Here is a 22567-nt window from a genome sequence, read left to right on the forward strand (position 1 = left end):
GGGGCCGGTGTGGGATACGCTGTGGAGGTCCTGATCGGTGAGATCGGGGCATGCGGGCGTAGCTCAATGGTAGAGCCCCAGTCTTCCAAACTGGCTACGCGGGTTCGATTCCCGTCGCCCGCTCACACCACGCGACCGGCCGAAACACCACCCCTTATCGATCTTGAACAGGGGGTGGTGCGGGACGTGCGACCGGTGTGCGAGAAGAGGGCGAGTGGCCGCCCCCGGACGCTTGAACATGAGACGGCAGGGAGGCGTGCGCATGCTCAACATCGTCTGGGCTGTGTGCACTGCGGCGGGCCTCGTGGTCATCCTCACCGTGTGGAACGGTGGATTCGACTGGCTCTTCGTGGTGACCGGGGTGCTGGTCGTCCTGTGTGCCCATGCTCTTGATCGGGCCGTGCGGCGGAGCCGGGGTGAACCGGGGTCGGGGCTGTACGGGCGGGGTCGTCGCGTGGTCACTCATGCCGCCGCGCCGTCGACGGTCTGGATCGTCCTCCAGGAGGAAGCTGACGACTGTCGAATCCTTGGAGTATTCCACGATAGTGCGACTGCCGATGAATTCATGATGCGAAAGGGGCGCGACTTTCCCGAGTCGACGTTCTCCTGCGGCGAGTATGAAATTGGGTGGACCGAAGACCGGGGGGCGCAGCGTTATCGCTCGCCCGATTGAGGTGGTCTCGGAGGGGTGGGGAATACGTGCCCGATGAGGGAAGCCGCCGGTGAACTCTCTGACGACTCAGCCGTCGTCGTCGGCCTCGATGTCCTGATCGGTGTGGGGTCGGCGTTCGCGGTCGACCAGTGCGGCGATCTGGGTGGCGATGCGGCGGTCGCGTTCGGTGGTGGCGTGTTGGTAGATCAGTGCGGCGCGCATGGTGCCGTGGCCCATGCGGTGCATGAGTTCGCGGGTGCTGGCCCCAGCAGTAGCAGCGAGATGGTTACCGGTGTGACGTAGGTCATGGAAATGGAAACCGGTGGGGAGCCCGGTCTTGACCACGGTGGTGGGCCAGTCGGTTGCGCGGCCGAAGTTCCCGCGTCGGAGCATGCCGCCGCGTTGTCCGCAGAAGATCAGTCCGTCCGGTGGCGGGCCGGAGTAGGCGGCGGTGTGGGTGGTGAGGACCTCGACGAGGAACGGGGGCAGGGAGAGGGTGCGGATACCGGCGGCGGATTTGGGTGGCCCGGGTCGGAGGCCGCCTCGGCTGAGTTGGGCCAGGCGTCGTCGGACGTGGAGGGTGGCGGTGTTCAGGTCGAGGTCGCAGTGGCGTAGCCCGGCGAGTTCTCCCCAGCGCAGTCCGGTGAACGCGGCGGACAGGATCAGGGCGTGGAAGCGGGGTGGCATCGCGGCGGCGAGGTCGAAGACCTGGCCGATGGTGGCGGTGGGGCGTTCGGGGGTGCGGTGTTCACCGGCGCCTTTGATGCGGCAGGGGTTGCGGGTGATCCGGCCGTCGTCGACGGCGGTGGTGCAGATGGCGCGGACGAGGCGGTAGGCCTTCGCGGTGCGGTCTTCGGAGCGTCCGGCAGCGAGCAGGGTGGTGCGCCAGGTGCGGATGACTGCGGTGGTCAGCTCGGCGAGGTCGATCGGGCCGAGGAACGGGTCGATGTGGTGGCGCCAGATGCTGCGGTACTCCTCGCGGGTGCGGGCGCTGACGCGGTGTTCGGTGATCCACTGCTCCCCGAAGTCATGGAAGGGTAGCTGGCCCAGGGCGGGGTCGAACCAGTCACCGCGCAGGATGTCGCTTTCGACGAGGGTGAGCCATTGGGCGGCGTCGCCTTTGCGGTCGAAGGTTCCCGGGGCGGTGCGGCGTTGCCCGCTGTTGGTGGGGTAGCTGGCCTGATACCGCCCGGAGGGCAGGCGGCGGATGGAGCCGAACCGGCGCCGACTCGTCTTGTTCGCCGTCATCGCGTTCCTCGCCGGGGGTGTGGGTGTGGTCGGTGGGGGAACGGTTCGACCCGGCCTTGGGCGAGCCAGGCGTCGAGGTCGGTCACGGCGAAGCGCACATGCCGTCCGATGCGGTAGAACGCGATCCGTCGGGCTGCGACCAGGCGCCGCACGAAACGCGGGGAGGTGTTCAGGTAGCGGGCGGTCTCGGCCACGGTCAGGTACTGCGTCATCGACGGCGTCCCTGCTACGCGGCCTGATCACGGGTAGCCGAACACCCGATTGCCGAACGGTCGTCCGGTGGTGGGCCGGTGGTGGTGAGGAGGGCGGCGTCGTAGTCGGCGCGCCATCGTTGGCGTTGATGGATCGCGTGCAGAAGCAGGACGGGGCGGGGTGGGACGTCGCTGTCGCCGGGTTGCACGGGTTCCCAGTTGAAGGGTCCGTCATCGATCGCGTAGGCGGGTGTCACTCCGGCGTGGTCGAGGAGTTGCCGAACGAACGCGCTCCGGTCCGCGCGGTGATCACCGAGGCTCTTGTTGGACCATTTGCGGGAGACCAGGACGCGGCGTCCGGCGATGCCGAGGTGTTCGGGCTTGTGCGCTGTGCCGGTGCAGTGCCCGGGGGTCATCTCCGGGCGGGCACCCTTGGGTGCGACGGCGTAGAGCAGCCAGATCGGGCAGCGCGGCGAACACGGGGTGATGGCGAGTTCGGCGGTGAGGCGTCGGGCGTGGTCGCGCTGGCGGGTGGTGGCGGTGTCGTCGAGTCCGGCGGCGTGGCCGACGGATTTGGTGAGGTATTTGGTGAGGTAGCCGATGTGGCGTCCGGCTTCTTCGGTGCCGCCGAGGATGCCTTTCACATGCACTTGGGGGCCGAAGACCACGGTGTGGGCCGGCGTGGTGAGGACCTCGGGGTCGGTGGCCTCGTCCCAGGTGGGGAGCGGTGTGTGGGTGTCGGGGTCGACGAAGGCTTTCTGCCGGTGGTCCCAGCGGGGGAGCTTGTCCCCGGTGTAGACGATGTCGTCGTGGGCGGGCCACCAGACCTGGTGGTAGGTGGCGGCGGTGATCGCGCGCAACTCTGCGCGGGGGATGGTGCCGCGGATGGCGGCGTGGAAGTGCGGGGCACCGCGTTTCTGCGGTTCGACGGTCCCGAAGTACTGCACGTCCCAGCCGACACAGCGCCGCGTGTTCTGCCAGAACCTGTCCAGCAGCTTCGGGAAGTGGATCGCATCGCGGGCGGCGCGGCGGTAGTCGTAGGTATCGGGGTCGATCGCGGCGCCGTTGCCGTCGACGCGGCCGTAGGTGTCCAGGGTCAGGGTGAGGAAGGTCGAGGGCCGATATTTCCCGCCGAACACCCGTCCGATCGTGCGGTCCTCCACAGGCCGCCGGGGCAGGTTCGGGGCGTCCTGACGACGCCGGGTAGTCCGGCGGATGGCCTTCGGGCGGGGGTCGAGCGGGGCGAGGGGTCCGCGGACTCCGAGGGCGCGGAGTTCGGTGTCGATGTCCTCGACGATCTCGCGTATCTCATCACACTCGGCGTTGTCTCCGGCGGCGAGACAGTCAGTGTAGGCGGCGTGGAAGTCCGCGCGGGCGGCCATCAACTCTTTCTGCGCGGTCGTCGGGTCGGCAGGTGTGACGGCGGGTTCGTTCTCCAGGTGCCAGCCTTCGCGGCACTGGGTCATCCGCAGCCGTCGGGCCTTGTCTGAGCAGGGGCGGCACTGGTCTTCCCGTGTCGAACCGCACGGCACCGGCACGACATCGATCCGTCCGGTGGATTGGTCGATGCGGCGCATCGCCAGGGGGCGGACACACACGCCGTGGTCCTCGGCGAGCTGGACCGCGACCTCGTGCGACAGGGCCAGCATCGCCTTCTGCGCCCGGGTGAGCGTGTCCTGATCGACCGGCTCCCGCCCCGGCGCGCTGTCGGTCACGGTGTCGGCGCTGTCGGTGTGGGTGTCGGCGTTGGTCATGCTGCGTCTCCGATCTCGCGGTGGTGGACGGTCGGGTCGGGGAGGGTCAGGACCGGCGCCACTCCGGCGGTCGGGGAAGTGCGGGTGACGAAGGCTTCTAGGTCTTTGACCGCACCGTCAGACACCCACCCGGCCCGGATACGCAGGGGTTCACGGATGCCGTCGCCGAACAGATAGCCCACGCCGGGTTCGTCTTCACCGATCCGGTTGGCCCACGCACCACGGTCGTAGGCGTGATCGCCGAGGACCATCGACACATGGGACTTCGAGGCGACGCGTAGGCAGATGCGGCGGGGGAACAGCTCCCGCACCGGGACGGTGTCCTTGGTCGGTTCCTGCACATAGCCGCGCACGGTGTAGCCCAACGCGCGGCCCTGGGTGGTGAGCAGGGCGACGCGGTCGGTGATCGCCTCGCGGGTCTTGCGGTCCCCGCCGTAACGCAGCAGCGCGCCGATCTCGTCGAACTCCACGATCTCCAACGGGGTGTCCCGGGTGACGGGGACCAGGCGGGTCGCCCCGGCGTACTCGCGTTTACGGGCCTCCATGCTCTCGACAAGATCATCGAGGAGGGCGAGGGCGTCTTTGCTGGTGACGGCGTAGCGGTGGAACACTCCCCGCCCGTAGGCCAGCTCCATACCTTTCGGGTCGATCCCGTTGACCCGGACCAGGCCGTCACCGATCGCGGGGGCGATCGCACACAACGGCGCCCACATCAACGACCCCTTCCCCGCCCCAGTCGCCCCCGCGACCAGGGTGTGACCACCGATCAACGACTGATGCCAGTCCGTGCCGTACTCGGTGTGCCCGGACCAGACCTTCTCCAGGTCGATCGCCGACCCGTCCAGGTCGGACAGGGTGTCCAGGCCCGGCGCCCGCACCACCCCGGACAGCAGGTTGCGGCGCTGGAAATCGATCGACACCACATTCGGGGACAACTCCCGCACCTGACAACGCCGCACCCTGCGCGCGACAGCGAGGGCGCGGGTGGCGGTGTCGAACTCTTCCGGGGTCTGCCCGGGAACGAGGCGGACCCGGACCTCGTCCCACGACGGCCCCGAGCGCACCCCCAGAATCCGAGGGAGCTGATCAGCCACCGGCCGCGACCTCGACAAGACCGGGGTGCGGCGCAATGGATTCACCACCGCGATCGGTGCTCCGCCCCGGTCCGGCACCGTCAGGTTGCAGGAGCGCAGCCAGCGCGGCATCCGAGGCGCATACAGCAGCCAGCGCAGCCACCACCCCCGCAGACGACGCCCGGCATAACGATCGAACGACACCACCGATGTCCACCGCCACACCCCCAGCGCGACAGCGACCGCAGCGATGGTGACCACCAGCGAGGGCCACCCGAGCAGCGAGCACCACACCACAGCGACCGCAGCGGTGATCGTGGTGCGCCAATGCCGAACCACCCACACCGTCACGATCACGACGACCTTGCAGGCCAACCAGACGGTGACGAACACGACCGCGACCGTCGCCACGCCCTCGGCGATCCGGCCGAGGAACTGCCCCACCCAATGCAGACCAGCGAGCACCACCACCGTCGCCAGACCGGCAACAACGAGAGAACCTGTCGTGCTCATCGACGCTCTCCGTCCTGTTCCGGGGAACGACGCGGAGCGCACACGGCAAGGAGGGGAACCAACGCGAGCTGGTCATGATGGTCGCTACACCGACGCCCGTCCCCCTGAGATACCGCGCTCAGCGGGGTCAGGCACACCTCGCACCGCACCGTGTCCTCCCCGGTAACGACATCGGTGGTCGTGTCGGTGTTCATGCCGCCGCGCTCCCCGGTGTGGGAACGGCAGCAGGGGCGGTGCTCCGGCGGGCGGCGACCCGAGCGGTGCGGTGCAGCCGCCGTCGATCCTGTGGGGTGGTGGCGCCGAGGACGCCGTAGCGGCGGGCCGGGTCTTCGACCAGCAGCGCCTCGACCAGACACATACTGCGGACCCGGCAACCACGACACACCTCCAACGCAGGCTCGGCGGCGTGCGGAGCGGTGTCGGTGGGGAAGAACGACTCGGTGTCCATCCCGCGACACGCCGCCCCGGCCCGCCAGCGATGACGTTCAGCACCGTGAAGCGCCCGGGGCAGGGCAGGAGGGGGTGAAGAAAGTCCGGTGTTCATCTAGGATCGGTGTCCTTCCACGCTGGTTCCGGGTTGATCAACTGCCTGCCACGGCAGCAACACACGGCAAGGAAGACTCGGTGGGGGAGCCCGCCACTAACGGGCTCTCCCACACATATCGCCTGGTCCGACAGTGCTTGTCAGGCGGCGTCCTGGTTCTTGGCCGTATGTCCACGCTGGGGGCCGGGGGCGCGCATCCCCGCCGCGCGAAAGCTGTAAGCCACACGCGGACGCCCGCCGGTCTCCTGCACGTACGGGGTCACCGTGAGCCCGTCGAACTCCACCGGACGAAACGGCAACCCCGCTGTGGCCTCCGGCGGCACCGGCTGATGCGCCGCAGCGATCTTCACCACCACCGTCTTCTCCGAACGACGCGCCTCCGGATCAGCATCCAGCACCGACACCGACCACACCGGCAACCCCGACTCCCGATCGACCTGCTGCACCGGCCGACCCGGCCCGGACTTCTCAAAATCCCGCACCGCCTCCACCTCCGACACCACGAACGCCCCCAGCGGGAACACATCACCCATCGCCACCACAAACCTGTTACTGCGTGCCATCTGGCGCCTCCTTTGGGGGTCGTCGGCGAGGCGGTTGCGCCTGCCGCAGTCAGTCCGGACCTGCCAGGGGACGACCGCGCCCTCCTGGAGGACTAACTAGACCTATGATGAGGCGAACTAGTCCGGCTGTCAAGGGCTAGGAGGTCCTGCGACGATAAGGAGCGTGGAGATGGGCGATGTGATCCGTCGGCGACGAGCAGACCTCGGCATGTCGCAGGCTGATTTAGCGCGGGTGGCTGGGGTCGACACCCGCCAAATCCGGCGCTACGAAGCAGGGGAGCAGCAGCCTCTCGTGTCGGTTGCTCTAACTATTGCTGATGCTCTCGGAGTTTCGGTCAGTGAACTGGCTGGTCGCGCACCCGGCCGCGTCTCGTTGACTGGGGACAGGTGGGCTTCCTGGCAAACCACCCGCGATGGAGTCGAGAAGATCGCCACCCAGCCCGTCCACATGCGCCAGGAAGGTCACCTGATCCACATCGCCGCGATCCAGCGGGGGCTCAGCCAGGCTGAGGGCGGATACCTGTGGTCCGGCGAGCTGCGTCTTTGGGACAACCAGATTATGACTGGCTGGTACGCCGCAGCAGATGGCGCTGTTCGCTCGAAGGGCACGATGTTCCTTGTCATGCACCCACACGGCATCGAATTCACTGGTCGGTGGGTGGGGCTTGGCTACGACGATCAGGTCATGACGGGGTGGGCCACGATGGGTTCCACTCGCGAGGACTCCGCGCGCACCATGAGTGAGCTCATCGCCGTACGTGGCGGCACAGCATGACGGCGACTGGTTCCGTAGAGCTCTGCGAAGTCGTGCTCACTGCACCTGATCCCGATTGGCTTCGCTGGTTCACCCGCACTCTTGTCATCGATCGGCTTGCATCAAATGTCCACAACTTCGAGCCCGTTCACTCGACGTACCGGTGGGGCGATGAGGTCCATGACTGCACCGAGGGGCGCGCTGCCTTGCATACTCGTCGCAGCCTCGTTCCGGCCATTGTCGAACGCGTCATGGGGGCGCACCCCTACGACCTCCCTAGCGTGAGCGCTCGGCCGATCCACGACGGCAGTCCGACCTACTTGGCTTGGATCCGCGAGCAGACCGAGCCGCCAGCGTCTGGCTAGGTCGTGTGTGTTGCCGAATTGTGCTTTAGGGGATCAAGGCGCCGCCTCCGGCGGCGCGGGGTCGGCCACGCCGCCCCCGCCGCTCGCTCACTACACCTCCGGCCCGTTCGCGGCGGCGGGCTCGGCTACCCGACCCCAAGCCACCAGGCAGCCGCCTGAACCCCAGAGACGCCGACGGCACGCCTGCACGATGGCCGCCGCTGCCCTTGCTCCGCGTCACGCCAGGCGTCGATGCGGACCGTCGTCAGTCCTGTAGGCCGGGCGTGCCGCCCGGGATGCCTCCGGCGGCCGGGCTCCGCCCGGACCCGACACCGCTCGGAGATCAGGGGGAGTGCGGCGGGGCTGGCGATCTCCTCACGGCGCGCCGAGACGGCAACCAGACCGAGGGGTGGGGTGCAAGGCTGAACCCCGTGCCTTGCACCCCACCCCTCGGTCTGGCAGGGGTGAACCCGCGCCGCGAGGAGATCACCAGCAGGCCGGGCGCGTGGGAAAAAAGACAACCCCACGGGGCCGGTCGTGCAACGAGCGTGCGAGTACTGGCGGGGAACCACGGTCACTCACGGCCACTCACGGTCAGTCGACCGGCTCAGATCGCGCAGGTGGGCAGGGCATTGACCGCAGTCTTCCAAACTGGCTACGCGGGTTCGATTCCCGTCGCCCGCTCACACCACGCGACCGGCCGAAACACCACCCCTTATCGATCTTGAACAGGGGGTGGTGCGGGACGTGCGACCGGTGTGCGAGAAGAGGGCGAGTGGCCGCCCCCGGACGCTTGAACATGAGACGGCAGGGAGGCGTGCGCATGCTCAACATCGTCTGGGCTGTGTGCACTGCGGCGGGCCTCGTGGTCATCCTCACCGTGTGGAACGGTGGATTCGACTGGCTCTTCGTGGTGACCGGGGTGCTGGTCGTCCTGTGTGCCCATGCTCTTGATCGGGCCGTGCGGCGGAGCCGGGGTGAACCGGGGTCGGGGCTGTACGGGCGGGGTCGTCGCGTGGTCACTCATGCCGCCGCGCCGTCGACGGTCTGGATCGTCCTCCAGGAGGAAGCTGACGACTGTCGAATCCTTGGAGTATTCCACGATAGTGCGACTGCCGATGAATTCATGATGCGAAAGGGGCGCGACTTTCCCGAGTCGACGTTCTCCTGCGGCGAGTATGAAATTGGGTGGACCGAAGACCGGGGGGCGCAGCGTTATCGCTCGCCCGATTGAGGTGGTCTCGGAGGGGTGGGGAATACGTGCCCGATGAGGGAAGCCGCCGGTGAACTCTCTGACGACTCAGCCGTCGTCGTCGGCCTCGATGTCCTGATCGGTGTGGGGTCGGCGTTCGCGGTCGACCAGTGCGGCGATCTGGGTGGCGATGCGGCGGTCGCGTTCGGTGGTGGCGTGTTGGTAGATCAGTGCGGCGCGCATGGTGCCGTGGCCCATGCGGTGCATGAGTTCGCGGGTGCTGGCCCCAGCAGTAGCAGCGAGATGGTTACCGGTGTGACGTAGGTCATGGAAATGGAAACCGGTGGGGAGCCCGGTCTTGACCACGGTGGTGGGCCAGTCGGTTGCGCGGCCGAAGTTCCCGCGTCGGAGCATGCCGCCGCGTTGTCCGCAGAAGATCAGTCCGTCCGGTGGCGGGCCGGAGTAGGCGGCGGTGTGGGTGGTGAGGACCTCGACGAGGAACGGGGGCAGGGAGAGGGTGCGGATACCGGCGGCGGATTTGGGTGGCCCGGGTCGGAGGCCGCCTCGGCTGAGTTGGGCCAGGCGTCGTCGGACGTGGAGGGTGGCGGTGTTCAGGTCGAGGTCGCAGTGGCGTAGCCCGGCGAGTTCTCCCCAGCGCAGTCCGGTGAACGCGGCGGACAGGATCAGGGCGTGGAAGCGGGGTGGCATCGCGGCGGCGAGGTCGAAGACCTGGCCGATGGTGGCGGTGGGGCGTTCGGGGGTGCGGTGTTCACCGGCGCCTTTGATGCGGCAGGGGTTGCGGGTGATCCGGCCGTCGTCGACGGCGGTGGTGCAGATGGCGCGGACGAGGCGGTAGGCCTTCGCGGTGCGGTCTTCGGAGCGTCCGGCAGCGAGCAGGGTGGTGCGCCAGGTGCGGATGACTGCGGTGGTCAGCTCGGCGAGGTCGATCGGGCCGAGGAACGGGTCGATGTGGTGGCGCCAGATGCTGCGGTACTCCTCGCGGGTGCGGGCGCTGACGCGGTGTTCGGTGATCCACTGCTCCCCGAAGTCATGGAAGGGTAGCTGGCCCAGGGCGGGGTCGAACCAGTCACCGCGCAGGATGTCGCTTTCGACGAGGGTGAGCCATTGGGCGGCGTCGCCTTTGCGGTCGAAGGTTCCCGGGGCGGTGCGGCGTTGCCCGCTGTTGGTGGGGTAGCTGGCCTGATACCGCCCGGAGGGCAGGCGGCGGATGGAGCCGAACCGGCGCCGACTCGTCTTGTTCGCCGTCATCGCGTTCCTCGCCGGGGGTGTGGGTGTGGTCGGTGGGGGAACGGTTCGACCCGGCCTTGGGCGAGCCAGGCGTCGAGGTCGGTCACGGCGAAGCGCACATGCCGTCCGATGCGGTAGAACGCGATCCGTCGGGCTGCGACCAGGCGCCGCACGAAACGCGGGGAGGTGTTCAGGTAGCGGGCGGTCTCGGCCACGGTCAGGTACTGCGTCATCGACGGCGTCCCTGCTACGCGGCCTGATCACGGGTAGCCGAACACCCGATTGCCGAACGGTCGTCCGGTGGTGGGCCGGTGGTGGTGAGGAGGGCGGCGTCGTAGTCGGCGCGCCATCGTTGGCGTTGATGGATCGCGTGCAGAAGCAGGACGGGGCGGGGTGGGACGTCGCTGTCGCCGGGTTGCACGGGTTCCCAGTTGAAGGGTCCGTCATCGATCGCGTAGGCGGGTGTCACTCCGGCGTGGTCGAGGAGTTGCCGAACGAACGCGCTCCGGTCCGCGCGGTGATCACCGAGGCTCTTGTTGGACCATTTGCGGGAGACCAGGACGCGGCGTCCGGCGATGCCGAGGTGTTCGGGCTTGTGCGCTGTGCCGGTGCAGTGCCCGGGGGTCATCTCCGGGCGGGCACCCTTGGGTGCGACGGCGTAGAGCAGCCAGATCGGGCAGCGCGGCGAACACGGGGTGATGGCGAGTTCGGCGGTGAGGCGTCGGGCGTGGTCGCGCTGGCGGGTGGTGGCGGTGTCGTCGAGTCCGGCGGCGTGGCCGACGGATTTGGTGAGGTATTTGGTGAGGTAGCCGATGTGGCGTCCGGCTTCTTCGGTGCCGCCGAGGATGCCTTTCACATGCACTTGGGGGCCGAAGACCACGGTGTGGGCCGGCGTGGTGAGGACCTCGGGGTCGGTGGCCTCGTCCCAGGTGGGGAGCGGTGTGTGGGTGTCGGGGTCGACGAAGGCTTTCTGCCGGTGGTCCCAGCGGGGGAGCTTGTCCCCGGTGTAGACGATGTCGTCGTGGGCGGGCCACCAGACCTGGTGGTAGGTGGCGGCGGTGATCGCGCGCAACTCTGCGCGGGGGATGGTGCCGCGGATGGCGGCGTGGAAGTGCGGGGCACCGCGTTTCTGCGGTTCGACGGTCCCGAAGTACTGCACGTCCCAGCCGACACAGCGCCGCGTGTTCTGCCAGAACCTGTCCAGCAGCTTCGGGAAGTGGATCGCATCGCGGGCGGCGCGGCGGTAGTCGTAGGTATCGGGGTCGATCGCGGCGCCGTTGCCGTCGACGCGGCCGTAGGTGTCCAGGGTCAGGGTGAGGAAGGTCGAGGGCCGATATTTCCCGCCGAACACCCGTCCGATCGTGCGGTCCTCCACAGGCCGCCGGGGCAGGTTCGGGGCGTCCTGACGACGCCGGGTAGTCCGGCGGATGGCCTTCGGGCGGGGGTCGAGCGGGGCGAGGGGTCCGCGGACTCCGAGGGCGCGGAGTTCGGTGTCGATGTCCTCGACGATCTCGCGTATCTCATCACACTCGGCGTTGTCTCCGGCGGCGAGACAGTCAGTGTAGGCGGCGTGGAAGTCCGCGCGGGCGGCCATCAACTCTTTCTGCGCGGTCGTCGGGTCGGCAGGTGTGACGGCGGGTTCGTTCTCCAGGTGCCAGCCTTCGCGGCACTGGGTCATCCGCAGCCGTCGGGCCTTGTCTGAGCAGGGGCGGCACTGGTCTTCCCGTGTCGAACCGCACGGCACCGGCACGACATCGATCCGTCCGGTGGATTGGTCGATGCGGCGCATCGCCAGGGGGCGGACACACACGCCGTGGTCCTCGGCGAGCTGGACCGCGACCTCGTGCGACAGGGCCAGCATCGCCTTCTGCGCCCGGGTGAGCGTGTCCTGATCGACCGGCTCCCGCCCCGGCGCGCTGTCGGTCACGGTGTCGGCGCTGTCGGTGTGGGTGTCGGCGTTGGTCATGCTGCGTCTCCGATCTCGCGGTGGTGGACGGTCGGGTCGGGGAGGGTCAGGACCGGCGCCACTCCGGCGGTCGGGGAAGTGCGGGTGACGAAGGCTTCTAGGTCTTTGACCGCACCGTCAGACACCCACCCGGCCCGGATACGCAGGGGTTCACGGATGCCGTCGCCGAACAGATAGCCCACGCCGGGTTCGTCTTCACCGATCCGGTTGGCCCACGCACCACGGTCGTAGGCGTGATCGCCGAGGACCATCGACACATGGGACTTCGAGGCGACGCGTAGGCAGATGCGGCGGGGGAACAGCTCCCGCACCGGGACGGTGTCCTTGGTCGGTTCCTGCACATAGCCGCGCACGGTGTAGCCCAACGCGCGGCCCTGGGTGGTGAGCAGGGCGACGCGGTCGGTGATCGCCTCGCGGGTCTTGCGGTCCCCGCCGTAACGCAGCAGCGCGCCGATCTCGTCGAACTCCACGATCTCCAACGGGGTGTCCCGGGTGACGGGGACCAGGCGGGTCGCCCCGGCGTACTCGCGTTTACGGGCCTCCATGCTCTCGACAAGATCATCGAGGAGGGCGAGGGCGTCTTTGCTGGTGACGGCGTAGCGGTGGAACACTCCCCGCCCGTAGGCCAGCTCCATACCTTTCGGGTCGATCCCGTTGACCCGGACCAGGCCGTCACCGATCGCGGGGGCGATCGCACACAACGGCGCCCACATCAACGACCCCTTCCCCGCCCCAGTCGCCCCCGCGACCAGGGTGTGACCACCGATCAACGACTGATGCCAGTCCGTGCCGTACTCGGTGTGCCCGGACCAGACCTTCTCCAGGTCGATCGCCGACCCGTCCAGGTCGGACAGGGTGTCCAGGCCCGGCGCCCGCACCACCCCGGACAGCAGGTTGCGGCGCTGGAAATCGATCGACACCACATTCGGGGACAACTCCCGCACCTGACAACGCCGCACCCTGCGCGCGACAGCGAGGGCGCGGGTGGCGGTGTCGAACTCTTCCGGGGTCTGCCCGGGAACGAGGCGGACCCGGACCTCGTCCCACGACGGCCCCGAGCGCACCCCCAGAATCCGAGGGAGCTGATCAGCCACCGGCCGCGACCTCGACAAGACCGGGGTGCGGCGCAATGGATTCACCACCGCGATCGGTGCTCCGCCCCGGTCCGGCACCGTCAGGTTGCAGGAGCGCAGCCAGCGCGGCATCCGAGGCGCATACAGCAGCCAGCGCAGCCACCACCCCCGCAGACGACGCCCGGCATAACGATCGAACGACACCACCGATGTCCACCGCCACACCCCCAGCGCGACAGCGACCGCAGCGATGGTGACCACCAGCGAGGGCCACCCGAGCAGCGAGCACCACACCACAGCGACCGCAGCGGTGATCGTGGTGCGCCAATGCCGAACCACCCACACCGTCACGATCACGACGACCTTGCAGGCCAACCAGACGGTGACGAACACGACCGCGACCGTCGCCACGCCCTCGGCGATCCGGCCGAGGAACTGCCCCACCCAATGCAGACCAGCGAGCACCACCACCGTCGCCAGACCGGCAACAACGAGAGAACCTGTCGTGCTCATCGACGCTCTCCGTCCTGTTCCGGGGAACGACGCGGAGCGCACACGGCAAGGAGGGGAACCAACGCGAGCTGGTCATGATGGTCGCTACACCGACGCCCGTCCCCCTGAGATACCGCGCTCAGCGGGGTCAGGCACACCTCGCACCGCACCGTGTCCTCCCCGGTAACGACATCGGTGGTCGTGTCGGTGTTCATGCCGCCGCGCTCCCCGGTGTGGGAACGGCAGCAGGGGCGGTGCTCCGGCGGGCGGCGACCCGAGCGGTGCGGTGCAGCCGCCGTCGATCCTGTGGGGTGGTGGCGCCGAGGACGCCGTAGCGGCGGGCCGGGTCTTCGACCAGCAGCGCCTCGACCAGACACATACTGCGGACCCGGCAACCACGACACACCTCCAACGCAGGCTCGGCGGCGTGCGGAGCGGTGTCGGTGGGGAAGAACGACTCGGTGTCCATCCCGCGACACGCCGCCCCGGCCCGCCAGCGATGACGTTCAGCACCGTGAAGCGCCCGGGGCAGGGCAGGAGGGGGTGAAGAAAGTCCGGTGTTCATCTAGGATCGGTGTCCTTCCACGCTGGTTCCGGGTTGATCAACTGCCTGCCACGGCAGCAACACACGGCAAGGAAGACTCGGTGGGGGAGCCCGCCACTAACGGGCTCTCCCACACATATCGCCTGGTCCGACAGTGCTTGTCAGGCGGCGTCCTGGTTCTTGGCCGTATGTCCACGCTGGGGGCCGGGGGCGCGCATCCCCGCCGCGCGAAAGCTGTAAGCCACACGCGGACGCCCGCCGGTCTCCTGCACGTACGGGGTCACCGTGAGCCCGTCGAACTCCACCGGACGAAACGGCAACCCCGCTGTGGCCTCCGGCGGCACCGGCTGATGCGCCGCAGCGATCTTCACCACCACCGTCTTCTCCGAACGACGCGCCTCCGGATCAGCATCCAGCACCGACACCGACCACACCGGCAACCCCGACTCCCGATCGACCTGCTGCACCGGCCGACCCGGCCCGGACTTCTCAAAATCCCGCACCGCCTCCACCTCCGACACCACGAACGCCCCCAGCGGGAACACATCACCCATCGCCACCACAAACCTGTTACTGCGTGCCATCTGGCGCCTCCTTTGGGGGTCGTCGGCGAGGCGGTTGCGCCTGCCGCAGTCAGTCCGGACCTGCCAGGGGACGACCGCGCCCTCCTGGAGGACTAACTAGACCTATGATGAGGCGAACTAGTCCGGCTGTCAAGGGCTAGGAGGTCCTGCGACGATAAGGAGCGTGGAGATGGGCGATGTGATCCGTCGGCGACGAGCAGACCTCGGCATGTCGCAGGCTGATTTAGCGCGGGTGGCTGGGGTCGACACCCGCCAAATCCGGCGCTACGAAGCAGGGGAGCAGCAGCCTCTCGTGTCGGTTGCTCTAACTATTGCTGATGCTCTCGGAGTTTCGGTCAGTGAACTGGCTGGTCGCGCACCCGGCCGCGTCTCGTTGACTGGGGACAGGTGGGCTTCCTGGCAAACCACCCGCGATGGAGTCGAGAAGATCGCCACCCAGCCCGTCCACATGCGCCAGGAAGGTCACCTGATCCACATCGCCGCGATCCAGCGGGGGCTCAGCCAGGCTGAGGGCGGATACCTGTGGTCCGGCGAGCTGCGTCTTTGGGACAACCAGATTATGACTGGCTGGTACGCCGCAGCAGATGGCGCTGTTCGCTCGAAGGGCACGATGTTCCTTGTCATGCACCCACACGGCATCGAATTCACTGGTCGGTGGGTGGGGCTTGGCTACGACGATCAGGTCATGACGGGGTGGGCCACGATGGGTTCCACTCGCGAGGACTCCGCGCGCACCATGAGTGAGCTCATCGCCGTACGTGGCGGCACAGCATGACGGCGACTGGTTCCGTAGAGCTCTGCGAAGTCGTGCTCACTGCACCTGATCCCGATTGGCTTCGCTGGTTCACCCGCACTCTTGTCATCGATCGGCTTGCATCAAATGTCCACAACTTCGAGCCCGTTCACTCGACGTACCGGTGGGGCGATGAGGTCCATGACTGCACCGAGGGGCGCGCTGCCTTGCATACTCGTCGCAGCCTCGTTCCGGCCATTGTCGAACGCGTCATGGGGGCGCACCCCTACGACCTCCCTAGCGTGAGCGCTCGGCCGATCCACGACGGCAGTCCGACCTACTTGGCTTGGATCCGCGAGCAGACCGAGCCGCCAGCGTCTGGCTAGGTCGTGTGTGTTGCCGAATTGTGCTTTAGGGGATCAAGGCGCCGCCTCCGGCGGCGCGGGGTCGGCCACGCCGCCCCCGCCGCTCGCTCACTACACCTCCGGCCCGTTCGCGGCGGCGGGCTCGGCTACCCGACCCCAAGCCACCAGGCAGCCGCCTGAACCCCAGAGACGCCGACGGCACGCCTGCACGATGGCCGCCGCTGCCCTTGCTCCGCGTCACGCCAGGCGTCGATGCGGACCGTCGTCAGTCCTGTAGGCCGGGCGTGCCGCCCGGGATGCCTCCGGCGGCCGGGCTCCGCCCGGACCCGACACCGCTCGGAGATCAGGGGGAGTGCGGCGGGGCTGGCGATCTCCTCACGGCGCGCCGAGACGGCAACCAGACCGAGGGGTGGGGTGCAAGGCTGAACCCCGTGCCTTGCACCCCACCCCTCGGTCTGGCAGGGGTGAACCCGCGCCGCGAGGAGATCACCAGCAGGCCGGGCGCGTGGGAAAAAAGACAACCCCACGGGGCCGGTCGTGCAACGAGCGTGCGAGTACTGGCGGGGAACCACGGTCACTCACGGCCACTCACGGTCAGTCGACCGGCTCAGATCGCGCAGGTGGGCAGGGCATTGACCGCAGTCTTCCAAACTGGCTACGCGGGTTCGATTCCCGTCGCCCGCTCAGGTGGTTCTACCAGCGGAACCGGCGCCCACTCCCGATCTTGGGAGGGGCGCCGTTCGGCGTTCGTGCCAGATTCGTGCCAGATCAGTGGCCGGAGGTCAGCTCGCGGCCTCCTCTCCGGCGGCTCGCGCCTCACGGATCATCAGGTCCAGCGCCTCGGCGATCCTGTGGTCGCGCTCGCTGGTCGCGTGCTGGTAGATGAGCGCCGCCCGTGCGCTGCCGTGCCCGATGCGGGACATCACCTCGCGCAACGTCGCGCCGGTCTGCGCGGCCAACGTCCCGCCGGTGTGCCGCAGATCGTGCAGGTGCAGCACCGGGTTGGCTCCCGCCGTCCGCACTGCCTTCTTCCAGATCTTGTTGAACGCGCTGCGACGGGGCGACGCGCCCTTGGGGCCGACGAATAGCCGGCCGTCGGAACCGGGCTCGGCGTACAACCGCAGGTGCTCGCGAATCTCCGGGAGAATCGCGGCTGGCAGGGCCACAGTGCGTCTGGCAGCGTCGACATGGATGTCCTCGTCGGTACTCAGAGTTCGTGGGCGTGGGTCTCCGCGGCGTGGCCCTGGTCGGGGGTCAACCCGCTGGCCAGGACGATGGCGGTCGTCGTCTCGTAGTGGGCGCGGAGCGCCTCCAGCGCTGCCGGCACGTCCCGGGCGAGAGCCGCGTCGACGATGCGCCGGTGTTCCTCGTCGACGTCCCGCTTCCCGCCCGACGCCGGCGCGCTCCAGCGGCGGTACAGCTCCATCGTGTCCGACAGCTGCTCGCAGAAGTCGGTGAGCAGGGGGAACCCGCTCCCGGCGATGAGTGTGTGGTGGAAGGCCCGGTGGGCCGCGGACCAGTCGTCGGTCATCAGATCGGGGTTGTCGGGCGCGCGGCGCGGGGTGCGGGTGAGGCGGTGGTGGGCGGCGAGCACCTCGGACTCCCACCGGAGGTCGCCGCGCTCGATCGCCAACCGCAGGGCGAGGCTCTCGTTGACCACGCGCAGCTCCGTGAGGTCGCCGAGCTCGCGGCGGGACAGGGACACGACCCGGAAACCCTGGTTGTGCGAGCTGGTCACCAGACGCTGCTCGGTCAGCCGGGTCAGCGCTTCCCGCACGACCCCCACACTGACGTCGAACTCCTGCCGCAGCTCCGCGGGCTTGAGCCGGTGCCCGGGCGGCAGCCTGCCGTCGAGCACGGCTCGGCGGAGGCGTTGGTAGACGTCCAGGCCGAGGGTCTCGGCCCCTCCTCGACGGGCCATCGTCAGGGAGCCCCTCGTCCGTCCGGCCGCCGCGGACCGCGGCGTCGCGCCGAGCGGATCATCGGACCGGCCGGGGCAACGGACGGTGACCCCAGGCGCTGATGTGGTCGTAGTGATCCTCCGCCCAGTCCTCGCCGACCTCGACGGCGCCCCACCCGAACTCGTAGTCGAATCCGCTCGGAGTCGTCGCGTAGAAGGAGAACATCCGATCGTTGGGATGGCGCCCGAGGCTCCGGTTGATCGTCAGGTCCGCGTCGATCGCGCGGTCGAACGCCATGCCCACGGCGTCGAGGGAGTTGGCCTGGACCATGAAGTGCAGCAGCTTCTTCGGATAGGTGGAGCGGGCAGGGCGCTGCACGAGCGCGATGCTGTGGTGTCGCCGGTTGCAGTGCAGGAACGCGGCGTGGGAGACGCCGTTGGGGGTCTCCTGCCCCGACGTGTCGGACACGCGGAACGGCAGCACCCCCGTCCAGAACCTCAGCGCCTCGTCCAGATCGTCGACCATGAAGACCGCGTGCCCCAGCCCCTGCGCCCCGGTGAGGAACCCACCGGGCACCAGCGGGGCCGCCAGGGGCTCCCGGGAGTGGTACGGCGCGCTCACGAGCTCGACGGTGATCCCGCCCGGCGCGGTGAAGGTGTACAGCCTCTTGACCCGCCGGTCTCGCGCCTCCTGTTCGTCGCACTCGCGCACGGGCACACCGGCGGCCGTCACCCGGTCGAGGATCTGCTGCAGCACCTGGCCGTTGAGGGCCGTCAGCCCGACGGCGACGTCGTCGTCGGCGGGTCCCCGCCGGACGAGGAAGCGCTGCTGGAGCTCGTCCATCCGCACCCGCAGGGCGTCCTCGGAGGGAGCGCCGTCGACGGACATGCCGAGGGTCCTCGTCGTGAACTCCGACCAGGCGTCGAGGTCGGACACCTCGAGCACGAGGTAGCCCAGCTGTAGGTCCTGGTGCACGGTGCTACTCCTTGTTCTGTCGGGGCTGCAGGGACGGTGACCGGTCGGCGTGCTCGGCGTCCTGGTAGGCGGTGAGGGCGCGGTAGTCGTCGCGGACGGGCGCGAAGATGTCGATGTTGAGGACCCGCTCGTCGCCGACGGGTTGGGCGCCGTGCGGGACGTCGCCGGGAATGTGCAGCACCGCGGGCGCCTCCAGGACGTAGACCTCGTCCCCGACGAAGAACTCCAGCGTGCCGCTGAGCACGAAGCTGAGTTGGTCGAACGGGTGCGAGTGCTGGCCGGAGCTGCGGAACCCGGGCTCGAACCAGTTGATCGTCACCAGCGATCCGTCGCTGCGGATCCCCGAGCGGGAGAGCCCCGGCGTGAGCAGCTCCACGGGCATCTGATCGAACCGATAGGCCTTCGGCCGCCCGGGCAGGGGACCGGCACCCGGCGTGTGCTCCGTGGTCATCGGGCCGCCTCGCGGTCCGGGTCGGTGAAGACCCGTTCGATCGAGCGGGACGCGAACAGCCACCGATCGCCCTCCCGGGCGTAGACGTCGGTGTAGTCGAGCACGAGCATCGGCCAGCTCGGGCCCGTGCCCTCGCCGTCGTGGCGGTAGAGCAGCGTCATCAGGGTGCCGCCGACGGTGCCGTCCTCGCCGGACCGCAGCCGGAGGTTGGTGTGCACGTGCCGGGAGGTCCGTTCGGTGAGGGTCGCGCGCCGGTCGGCCCAGCGCTGCAGGGCGGCCCGTCCGACCAGGGGGTCACCGAGGCCGCGCAGCTGGCCCTCGTCGGTGTAGAGCTCGGGGAGAAGCCGGGGATCGCCGTGGTCGAGGACCCAGGCGTGCTCGGCGACGAGCTCCTCGATCCCGGCCCTGACCTCCGCGGTCACCCGGTTCGGCTCGTTGGTCACGGTCATGTGCGTGCTCCTTCCGCCGCGAGGACGATCGTGCCGAGGTGTCTGCCGCTCTCCGTGCGCCGATGCGCCGACGCCGCCTTCACGCGACCACCGTCCGATCGTCGACCGCCTGTGTCGCGGGCGTGGGGTAGTAGCGGGCGAGGGCGTCGGCGACCGCCGGGGTGTCGGCTGCGGTGAAGTCGGCGGCGACGTAGCGGTCCGGGCGCACGAGCAGGTACCTGGTTGTTCCGCCCGGAGCGGGGTCGAGGTGCAGGGCAGGCTGTTGTTCCGCCACGACGGTGCCGTCGGGCCGCCGGCGCGGGATCCGCCCGCGTGGCAACACGACCACGACCGCGGCCTCGATGCGGGCGGCGAGCCGGTGCACGGGATCGGGGACCGCGGCCGACTGGGCGTCGGTCAGGACGACCAGCGCCCAGCCGGCGCCCAGCGCATCGTCGAGCAGACCGATGGCGCCCGCCTCGTCGATGACCGGGCCCTGCGGCAGGGGCGAACCGACGAGCGAGCCCTCGGCGGGCCCGACGGCGGGCACGGCCACACCCCGGGACATGTCCGGGCGAGGCACGAACCGCAGTTCGGTGACGTGGCGGTGCACTGGCGGGACCAGCCGCAGCGCGCGCAGGAGGAGGTCTCGCACCGTGGCGCGGCGGGGCCGCCCGGTCATCACGAGCGCGCCGAGGCGGTGCGAGAAGCGGACCATCGCGGTCGCGTGCGGCCGCCGTTCGGTCTCGTAGCTGTCCAGCACCCCGTCCGTGGCCCGGCCCGCCACCACGGCGGAGAGCTTCCAGCTCAGATTGCGGACGTCCCGGATGCCGGTGTTGAGGCCCTGACCGGCGAACGGCGGCATGAGGTGCGCCGCGTCGCCCGCGAGGAAGACGCGGCCGACCCGCCAGCGCTCGGCGACGAGCTGGCGGGCGACGTACACCGCCGCGCGCTGCACCTGGTCGGGCCGCACCGTGCGGAACGGCGCCACCAGCTCGGCGACGAACTCCGGCCGCAGGACCTCCTCGGCGCGCTCGCCCGGCAGGAGCATGAACTCGTACCGGCAGCGTCCGCCGCTGCCGGGGACGACGACGTGTGGACGACGCGGATCGCAGTGGAACTCGGTGTCGCCGTGGTCCCGGGGGTCGTCGACGAGGTCCAGGACGATCCAGGGGTGCTTCTGGCTCGACCCGGTCATCCGGACGCCGAGCGAGGCGCGCACCAGGCTCTTCCCGCCGTCGCACCCGACGACGTACCGGGCGCGCAGGGTCCGGAGCCCCGACGGGCCGTCGAGGGTCACGTCCACGCCGTCCGCGTCCTGGGTCAGCGCGGTCGCCGCACAGCCGTACTCGAGTGACGCCGTCGGGGCGTCCTCGACCGCCTTGCGGTAGACCCGGACGTATCCGGGCTGGTCGAACAGCGTCTTGACCGGGAAGCCCTGACGCATCACGGCGGGCTGGGTGCGGACCAGCAGCTGACCGCGCGCGCCGTAGTAGCGCGAACCGGACACCCACACGAGGTCCGGCCGGAGGTCGTCGACGAGTCCGAGGGCGTGCGCGGTGCGCAACGACTCGTCCGCCAACGCGATCGCCCGGGGCTCGTCGACGGGGTCGGTGGCAGCGTCGACGACGTGGACCCGGGTGCCGTCCGCGGCGAGCAGCGCGGCGAGGGTCAGGCCGGTCGGGCCGGCACCGACGACCAGGACGTCGACCTCTCGGTCCGGCGGCGTCATCGACACGCGATCCCTCCTCCGCCCGATCCGACGGTGGCCGGGCCGCCCCATGAAGCCACTCAGGAGTCGAATCGTCAAGTGTAGAAATGAGTCTTGCCAAGAGAATCGACTCTTGTACGGTGGGGCCGCCACAGCGGAGTGGCCGGCAGACCAGCATCCGGTTCCGGCCCGTGGCCGAGGACGCGGAAGGAGCTCACGTGCGGTTGGTGTCCTACATGTCGGAGGGCTCGGACGAGCCACGGTTCGGCCGGGTCGTGACCGACGGCGCGGTCGACGGCGTGGTCGACGGAGTCACCGCGACGGACGGGCGGTTCCGGTCCGTGCGCGAGGTCCTGGCGGCGGGAGCGCTCCCGGAGCTGGCTGCTGCCACCCAGGGGCGTGCCGCCGACCTGCCGATCGGGTCGGTCAGGTTGCTGCCGCCCGTCCCGGATCCTTCGAAGATCATCTGTGCCGGGGTCAACTACCGGTCGCACCTGGACGAGACCCGGCGTCCGGACAACGCCTACCCCACGTTGTTCTCCCGCTTCCCCGACACGCAGATCGGACACGACCAGCCCGCCGTACGACCGGCGGAGACGAGCCGGTTCGACTACGAGGGTGAGCTCGCCGTCGTGATCGGTGCGCGAGCGGACCACGTGCCCGAGGCCGACGCCGCGCAGGTGGTGGCCGGCTACTCCTGCTACGACGATCTCAGCGTCCGCGACTGGCAGCGCCACACCAGCCAGTTCCTTCCCGGCAAGAACTTCCGGGCCACCGGTGGCTTCGGCCCCTGGCTGGTCACGGCGGACGAGATCGACGACATCTCCGCCGCCACGTTGCGGACCCGGGTCAACGGCGAGCTGCGCCAGGAGGCCTCGATCAGCCAGCTGATCTTCGGCATTCCGGAGCTGATCGCCTATATCACCACGTTCACCGTGCTGGCTCCCGGGGACGTCATCGTCACCGGCACGCCGGGCGGCGTCGGCCTGTTCCGGGACCCGCCGGTCTTCCTGACCGACGGGGACCTCGTCGAGGTCGAGATCACCGGGATCGGCCGGCTCGTGAACCCGGTGGTGGCGGGCTGAGTCCCGGACGGCCACGGCAGGTGCGCTGGCCGGCATCGCGGTCGGGGTGGAACCCCGACCGCGAATCGGTGGTTCGCACCATTCACAAGAACGGGCCGGATCTGCGCACGAATTTGCATCCATCGCAGTCTGGAGTTGCTCTCGGTCCGTGCGCGAGTATCGGAACCGTCGCCAGGCGCGGCC

25 protein-coding genes and 1 tRNA gene are annotated in these 22567 nt (G+C 69.3%); 8 read left to right on the plus strand and 18 right to left on the minus strand.

The annotated features are described in order from the left end of the window. Positions 1-52: 52 nt before the first annotated feature. Positions 53-123 (plus strand) — tRNA-Gly (locus KPL59_RS07025). Positions 124-262: 139 nt separating this feature from the next. Next, positions 263-673, plus strand: a complete 411-nt coding sequence (locus KPL59_RS07030; protein WP_226360293.1) for a hypothetical protein — start codon at positions 263-265, stop codon at positions 671-673. Positions 674-739: 66 nt separating this feature from the next. Here the strand turns inward: KPL59_RS07030 and KPL59_RS07035 are convergent, their stop codons facing one another. The 6 genes from KPL59_RS07035 to KPL59_RS07060 form a co-directional block, all read right to left on the minus strand. Continuing rightward, positions 740-1900, minus strand: a complete 1161-nt coding sequence (locus KPL59_RS07035) for a site-specific integrase (RefSeq protein WP_226360294.1) — start codon at positions 1898-1900, stop codon at positions 740-742. Next, positions 1897-2112 (minus strand): helix-turn-helix domain-containing protein, encoded by a 216-nt coding sequence (locus KPL59_RS07040; RefSeq protein ID WP_226360295.1) that lies wholly within the window; start codon positions 2110-2112, stop codon positions 1897-1899. Before KPL59_RS07040 ends, KPL59_RS07035 begins: the two co-directional genes overlap by 4 nt. Positions 2113-2126: 14 nt before the next feature. Next, positions 2127-3740: a helitron helicase-like domain-containing protein gene (locus KPL59_RS07045; RefSeq protein WP_226360545.1), complete on the minus strand. Its 1614-nt coding sequence runs from the start codon at positions 3738-3740 to the stop codon at positions 2127-2129. A gap of 101 nt (positions 3741-3841) precedes the next feature. Continuing rightward, complete coding sequence (locus KPL59_RS07050) at positions 3842-5431, minus strand: FtsK/SpoIIIE domain-containing protein (RefSeq protein WP_226360296.1); 1590 nt, start codon at positions 5429-5431, stop codon at positions 3842-3844. A gap of 190 nt (positions 5432-5621) precedes the next feature. Next, positions 5622-5975 (minus strand): WhiB family transcriptional regulator, encoded by a 354-nt coding sequence (locus KPL59_RS07055; RefSeq protein ID WP_226360297.1) that lies wholly within the window; start codon positions 5973-5975, stop codon positions 5622-5624. 140 nt (positions 5976-6115) lie between these two features. Beyond that, positions 6116-6538: a plasmid replication, integration and excision activator gene (locus KPL59_RS07060; RefSeq protein WP_226360298.1), complete on the minus strand. Its 423-nt coding sequence runs from the start codon at positions 6536-6538 to the stop codon at positions 6116-6118. A 169-nt stretch (positions 6539-6707) separates the two neighbouring features. Between KPL59_RS07060 and KPL59_RS07065 the strand changes: the two genes are divergently transcribed. The 3 genes from KPL59_RS07065 to KPL59_RS07075 all read left to right on the plus strand — a co-directional run bounded on the left by KPL59_RS07065 (position 6708) and on the right by KPL59_RS07075 (position 8870). Continuing rightward, positions 6708-7313 (plus strand): helix-turn-helix transcriptional regulator, encoded by a 606-nt coding sequence (locus KPL59_RS07065; protein ID WP_226360299.1) that lies wholly within the window; start codon positions 6708-6710, stop codon positions 7311-7313. Continuing rightward, positions 7310-7657: a divalent-cation tolerance protein CutA gene (gene cutA, locus KPL59_RS37445; RefSeq protein ID WP_226360300.1), complete on the plus strand. Its 348-nt coding sequence runs from the start codon at positions 7310-7312 to the stop codon at positions 7655-7657. Before KPL59_RS07065 ends, cutA (KPL59_RS37445) begins: the two co-directional genes overlap by 4 nt. A gap of 802 nt (positions 7658-8459) precedes the next feature. After that, on the plus strand, positions 8460-8870 hold the full coding sequence (locus tag KPL59_RS07075) for a hypothetical protein (RefSeq protein ID WP_226360293.1): 411 nt from the start codon (positions 8460-8462) through the stop codon (positions 8868-8870). 66 nt (positions 8871-8936) lie between these two features. Here the strand turns inward: KPL59_RS07075 and KPL59_RS07080 are convergent, their stop codons facing one another. From KPL59_RS07080 to KPL59_RS07105, 6 genes are all read right to left on the minus strand, one after another. Then, on the minus strand, positions 8937-10097 hold the full coding sequence (locus KPL59_RS07080; protein WP_226360294.1) for a site-specific integrase: 1161 nt from the start codon (positions 10095-10097) through the stop codon (positions 8937-8939). Next, on the minus strand, positions 10094-10309 hold the full coding sequence (locus KPL59_RS07085; RefSeq protein ID WP_226360295.1) for a helix-turn-helix domain-containing protein: 216 nt from the start codon (positions 10307-10309) through the stop codon (positions 10094-10096). The genes KPL59_RS07080 and KPL59_RS07085 overlap by 4 nt, the downstream gene beginning before the upstream one ends. A gap of 14 nt (positions 10310-10323) precedes the next feature. Next, positions 10324-11937 carry a helitron helicase-like domain-containing protein gene (locus KPL59_RS07090; protein ID WP_226360545.1) on the minus strand — a complete coding sequence of 538 codons (1614 nt, stop codon included), beginning with the start codon at positions 11935-11937 and terminating at the stop codon, positions 10324-10326. A gap of 101 nt (positions 11938-12038) precedes the next feature. Continuing rightward, positions 12039-13628, minus strand: a complete 1590-nt coding sequence (locus KPL59_RS07095; protein WP_226360296.1) for an FtsK/SpoIIIE domain-containing protein — start codon at positions 13626-13628, stop codon at positions 12039-12041. A 190-nt stretch (positions 13629-13818) separates the two neighbouring features. Further along, positions 13819-14172 carry a WhiB family transcriptional regulator gene (locus KPL59_RS07100; protein WP_226360297.1) on the minus strand — a complete coding sequence of 118 codons (354 nt, stop codon included), beginning with the start codon at positions 14170-14172 and terminating at the stop codon, positions 13819-13821. Positions 14173-14312: 140 nt separating this feature from the next. After that, positions 14313-14735, minus strand: coding sequence for a plasmid replication, integration and excision activator (locus tag KPL59_RS07105; protein ID WP_226360298.1), 423 nt, complete (start codon positions 14733-14735; stop codon positions 14313-14315). A gap of 169 nt (positions 14736-14904) precedes the next feature. Between KPL59_RS07105 and KPL59_RS07110 the strand changes: the two genes are divergently transcribed. Further along, positions 14905-15510, plus strand: a complete 606-nt coding sequence (locus tag KPL59_RS07110; protein ID WP_226360299.1) for a helix-turn-helix transcriptional regulator — start codon at positions 14905-14907, stop codon at positions 15508-15510. Beyond that, positions 15507-15854, plus strand: coding sequence for a divalent-cation tolerance protein CutA (cutA, locus tag KPL59_RS37450; RefSeq protein ID WP_226360300.1), 348 nt, complete (start codon positions 15507-15509; stop codon positions 15852-15854). The genes KPL59_RS07110 and cutA (KPL59_RS37450) overlap by 4 nt, the downstream gene beginning before the upstream one ends. 761 nt (positions 15855-16615) lie before the next feature. Here cutA (KPL59_RS37450) and KPL59_RS07120 read toward each other — a convergent pair. The 6 genes from KPL59_RS07120 to KPL59_RS07145 all read right to left on the minus strand — a co-directional run bounded on the left by KPL59_RS07120 (position 16616) and on the right by KPL59_RS07145 (position 21320). Continuing rightward, entirely contained in the window at positions 16616-16999 is a 384-nt protein-coding gene (locus KPL59_RS07120) for a tyrosine-type recombinase/integrase (protein WP_226360301.1), read from the minus strand. 41 nt (positions 17000-17040) lie between these two features. Then, on the minus strand, positions 17041-17754 hold the full coding sequence (locus KPL59_RS07125) for a GntR family transcriptional regulator (RefSeq protein WP_226358414.1): 714 nt from the start codon (positions 17752-17754) through the stop codon (positions 17041-17043). A 58-nt stretch (positions 17755-17812) separates the two neighbouring features. Beyond that, on the minus strand, positions 17813-18709 hold the full coding sequence (locus tag KPL59_RS07130) for a VOC family protein (protein ID WP_226360302.1): 897 nt from the start codon (positions 18707-18709) through the stop codon (positions 17813-17815). A 4-nt stretch (positions 18710-18713) separates the two neighbouring features. Continuing rightward, the gene (locus KPL59_RS07135; protein WP_020622364.1) at positions 18714-19160 is read right to left on the minus strand and encodes a cupin domain-containing protein; all 447 of its coding nucleotides are present in this window, start codon (positions 19158-19160) and stop codon (positions 18714-18716) included. Then, the gene (locus tag KPL59_RS07140) at positions 19157-19609 is read right to left on the minus strand and encodes a nuclear transport factor 2 family protein (protein ID WP_226360303.1); all 453 of its coding nucleotides are present in this window, start codon (positions 19607-19609) and stop codon (positions 19157-19159) included. Before KPL59_RS07140 ends, KPL59_RS07135 begins: the two co-directional genes overlap by 4 nt. A 79-nt stretch (positions 19610-19688) precedes the next feature. Continuing rightward, positions 19689-21320, minus strand: a complete 1632-nt coding sequence (locus KPL59_RS07145; protein ID WP_226358441.1) for a bifunctional 3-(3-hydroxy-phenyl)propionate/3-hydroxycinnamic acid hydroxylase — start codon at positions 21318-21320, stop codon at positions 19689-19691. A 197-nt stretch (positions 21321-21517) separates the two neighbouring features. Between KPL59_RS07145 and KPL59_RS07150 the strand changes: the two genes are divergently transcribed. Beyond that, positions 21518-22384, plus strand: a complete 867-nt coding sequence (locus tag KPL59_RS07150) for a fumarylacetoacetate hydrolase family protein (protein ID WP_075310862.1) — start codon at positions 21518-21520, stop codon at positions 22382-22384. The last annotated feature ends 183 nt before the right edge of the window (positions 22385-22567 follow it).

The sequence above is a fragment of the Pseudonocardia sp. ICBG1142 genome, from assembly GCF_020496255.1.
In the GTDB taxonomy this organism is placed as follows: domain Bacteria; phylum Actinomycetota; class Actinomycetes; order Mycobacteriales; family Pseudonocardiaceae; genus Pseudonocardia.

Excerpts from the sequence above, each read along its gene's own strand:
- KPL59_RS07030 (WP_226360293.1), top strand. The coding sequence starts at position 263 with ATGCTCAACATCGTCTGGGCTGTGTGCACTGCGGCGGGCCTCGTGGTC.
- KPL59_RS07035 (WP_226360294.1), bottom strand. The coding sequence starts at position 1,900 with ATGACGGCGAACAAGACGAGTCGGCGCCGGTTCGGCTCCATCCGCCGC.
- KPL59_RS07040 (WP_226360295.1), bottom strand. The coding sequence starts at position 2,112 with ATGACGCAGTACCTGACCGTGGCCGAGACCGCCCGCTACCTGAACACC.
- KPL59_RS07045 (WP_226360545.1), bottom strand. The coding sequence starts at position 3,740 with ATGCTGGCCCTGTCGCACGAGGTCGCGGTCCAGCTCGCCGAGGACCAC.
- KPL59_RS07050 (WP_226360296.1), bottom strand. The coding sequence starts at position 5,431 with ATGAGCACGACAGGTTCTCTCGTTGTTGCCGGTCTGGCGACGGTGGTG.
- KPL59_RS07055 (WP_226360297.1), bottom strand. The coding sequence starts at position 5,975 with ATGAACACCGGACTTTCTTCACCCCCTCCTGCCCTGCCCCGGGCGCTT.
- KPL59_RS07060 (WP_226360298.1), bottom strand. The coding sequence starts at position 6,538 with ATGGCACGCAGTAACAGGTTTGTGGTGGCGATGGGTGATGTGTTCCCG.
- KPL59_RS07065 (WP_226360299.1), top strand. The coding sequence starts at position 6,708 with ATGGGCGATGTGATCCGTCGGCGACGAGCAGACCTCGGCATGTCGCAG.
- cutA (WP_226360300.1), top strand. The coding sequence starts at position 7,310 with ATGACGGCGACTGGTTCCGTAGAGCTCTGCGAAGTCGTGCTCACTGCA.
- KPL59_RS07075 (WP_226360293.1), top strand. The coding sequence starts at position 8,460 with ATGCTCAACATCGTCTGGGCTGTGTGCACTGCGGCGGGCCTCGTGGTC.
- KPL59_RS07080 (WP_226360294.1), bottom strand. The coding sequence starts at position 10,097 with ATGACGGCGAACAAGACGAGTCGGCGCCGGTTCGGCTCCATCCGCCGC.
- KPL59_RS07085 (WP_226360295.1), bottom strand. The coding sequence starts at position 10,309 with ATGACGCAGTACCTGACCGTGGCCGAGACCGCCCGCTACCTGAACACC.
- KPL59_RS07090 (WP_226360545.1), bottom strand. The coding sequence starts at position 11,937 with ATGCTGGCCCTGTCGCACGAGGTCGCGGTCCAGCTCGCCGAGGACCAC.
- KPL59_RS07095 (WP_226360296.1), bottom strand. The coding sequence starts at position 13,628 with ATGAGCACGACAGGTTCTCTCGTTGTTGCCGGTCTGGCGACGGTGGTG.
- KPL59_RS07100 (WP_226360297.1), bottom strand. The coding sequence starts at position 14,172 with ATGAACACCGGACTTTCTTCACCCCCTCCTGCCCTGCCCCGGGCGCTT.
- KPL59_RS07105 (WP_226360298.1), bottom strand. The coding sequence starts at position 14,735 with ATGGCACGCAGTAACAGGTTTGTGGTGGCGATGGGTGATGTGTTCCCG.
- KPL59_RS07110 (WP_226360299.1), top strand. The coding sequence starts at position 14,905 with ATGGGCGATGTGATCCGTCGGCGACGAGCAGACCTCGGCATGTCGCAG.
- cutA (WP_226360300.1), top strand. The coding sequence starts at position 15,507 with ATGACGGCGACTGGTTCCGTAGAGCTCTGCGAAGTCGTGCTCACTGCA.
- KPL59_RS07125 (WP_226358414.1), bottom strand. The coding sequence starts at position 17,754 with ATGGCCCGTCGAGGAGGGGCCGAGACCCTCGGCCTGGACGTCTACCAA.
- KPL59_RS07135 (WP_020622364.1), bottom strand. The coding sequence starts at position 19,160 with ATGACCACGGAGCACACGCCGGGTGCCGGTCCCCTGCCCGGGCGGCCG.
- KPL59_RS07140 (WP_226360303.1), bottom strand. The coding sequence starts at position 19,609 with ATGACCGTGACCAACGAGCCGAACCGGGTGACCGCGGAGGTCAGGGCC.
- KPL59_RS07145 (WP_226358441.1), bottom strand. The coding sequence starts at position 21,320 with ATGACGCCGCCGGACCGAGAGGTCGACGTCCTGGTCGTCGGTGCCGGC.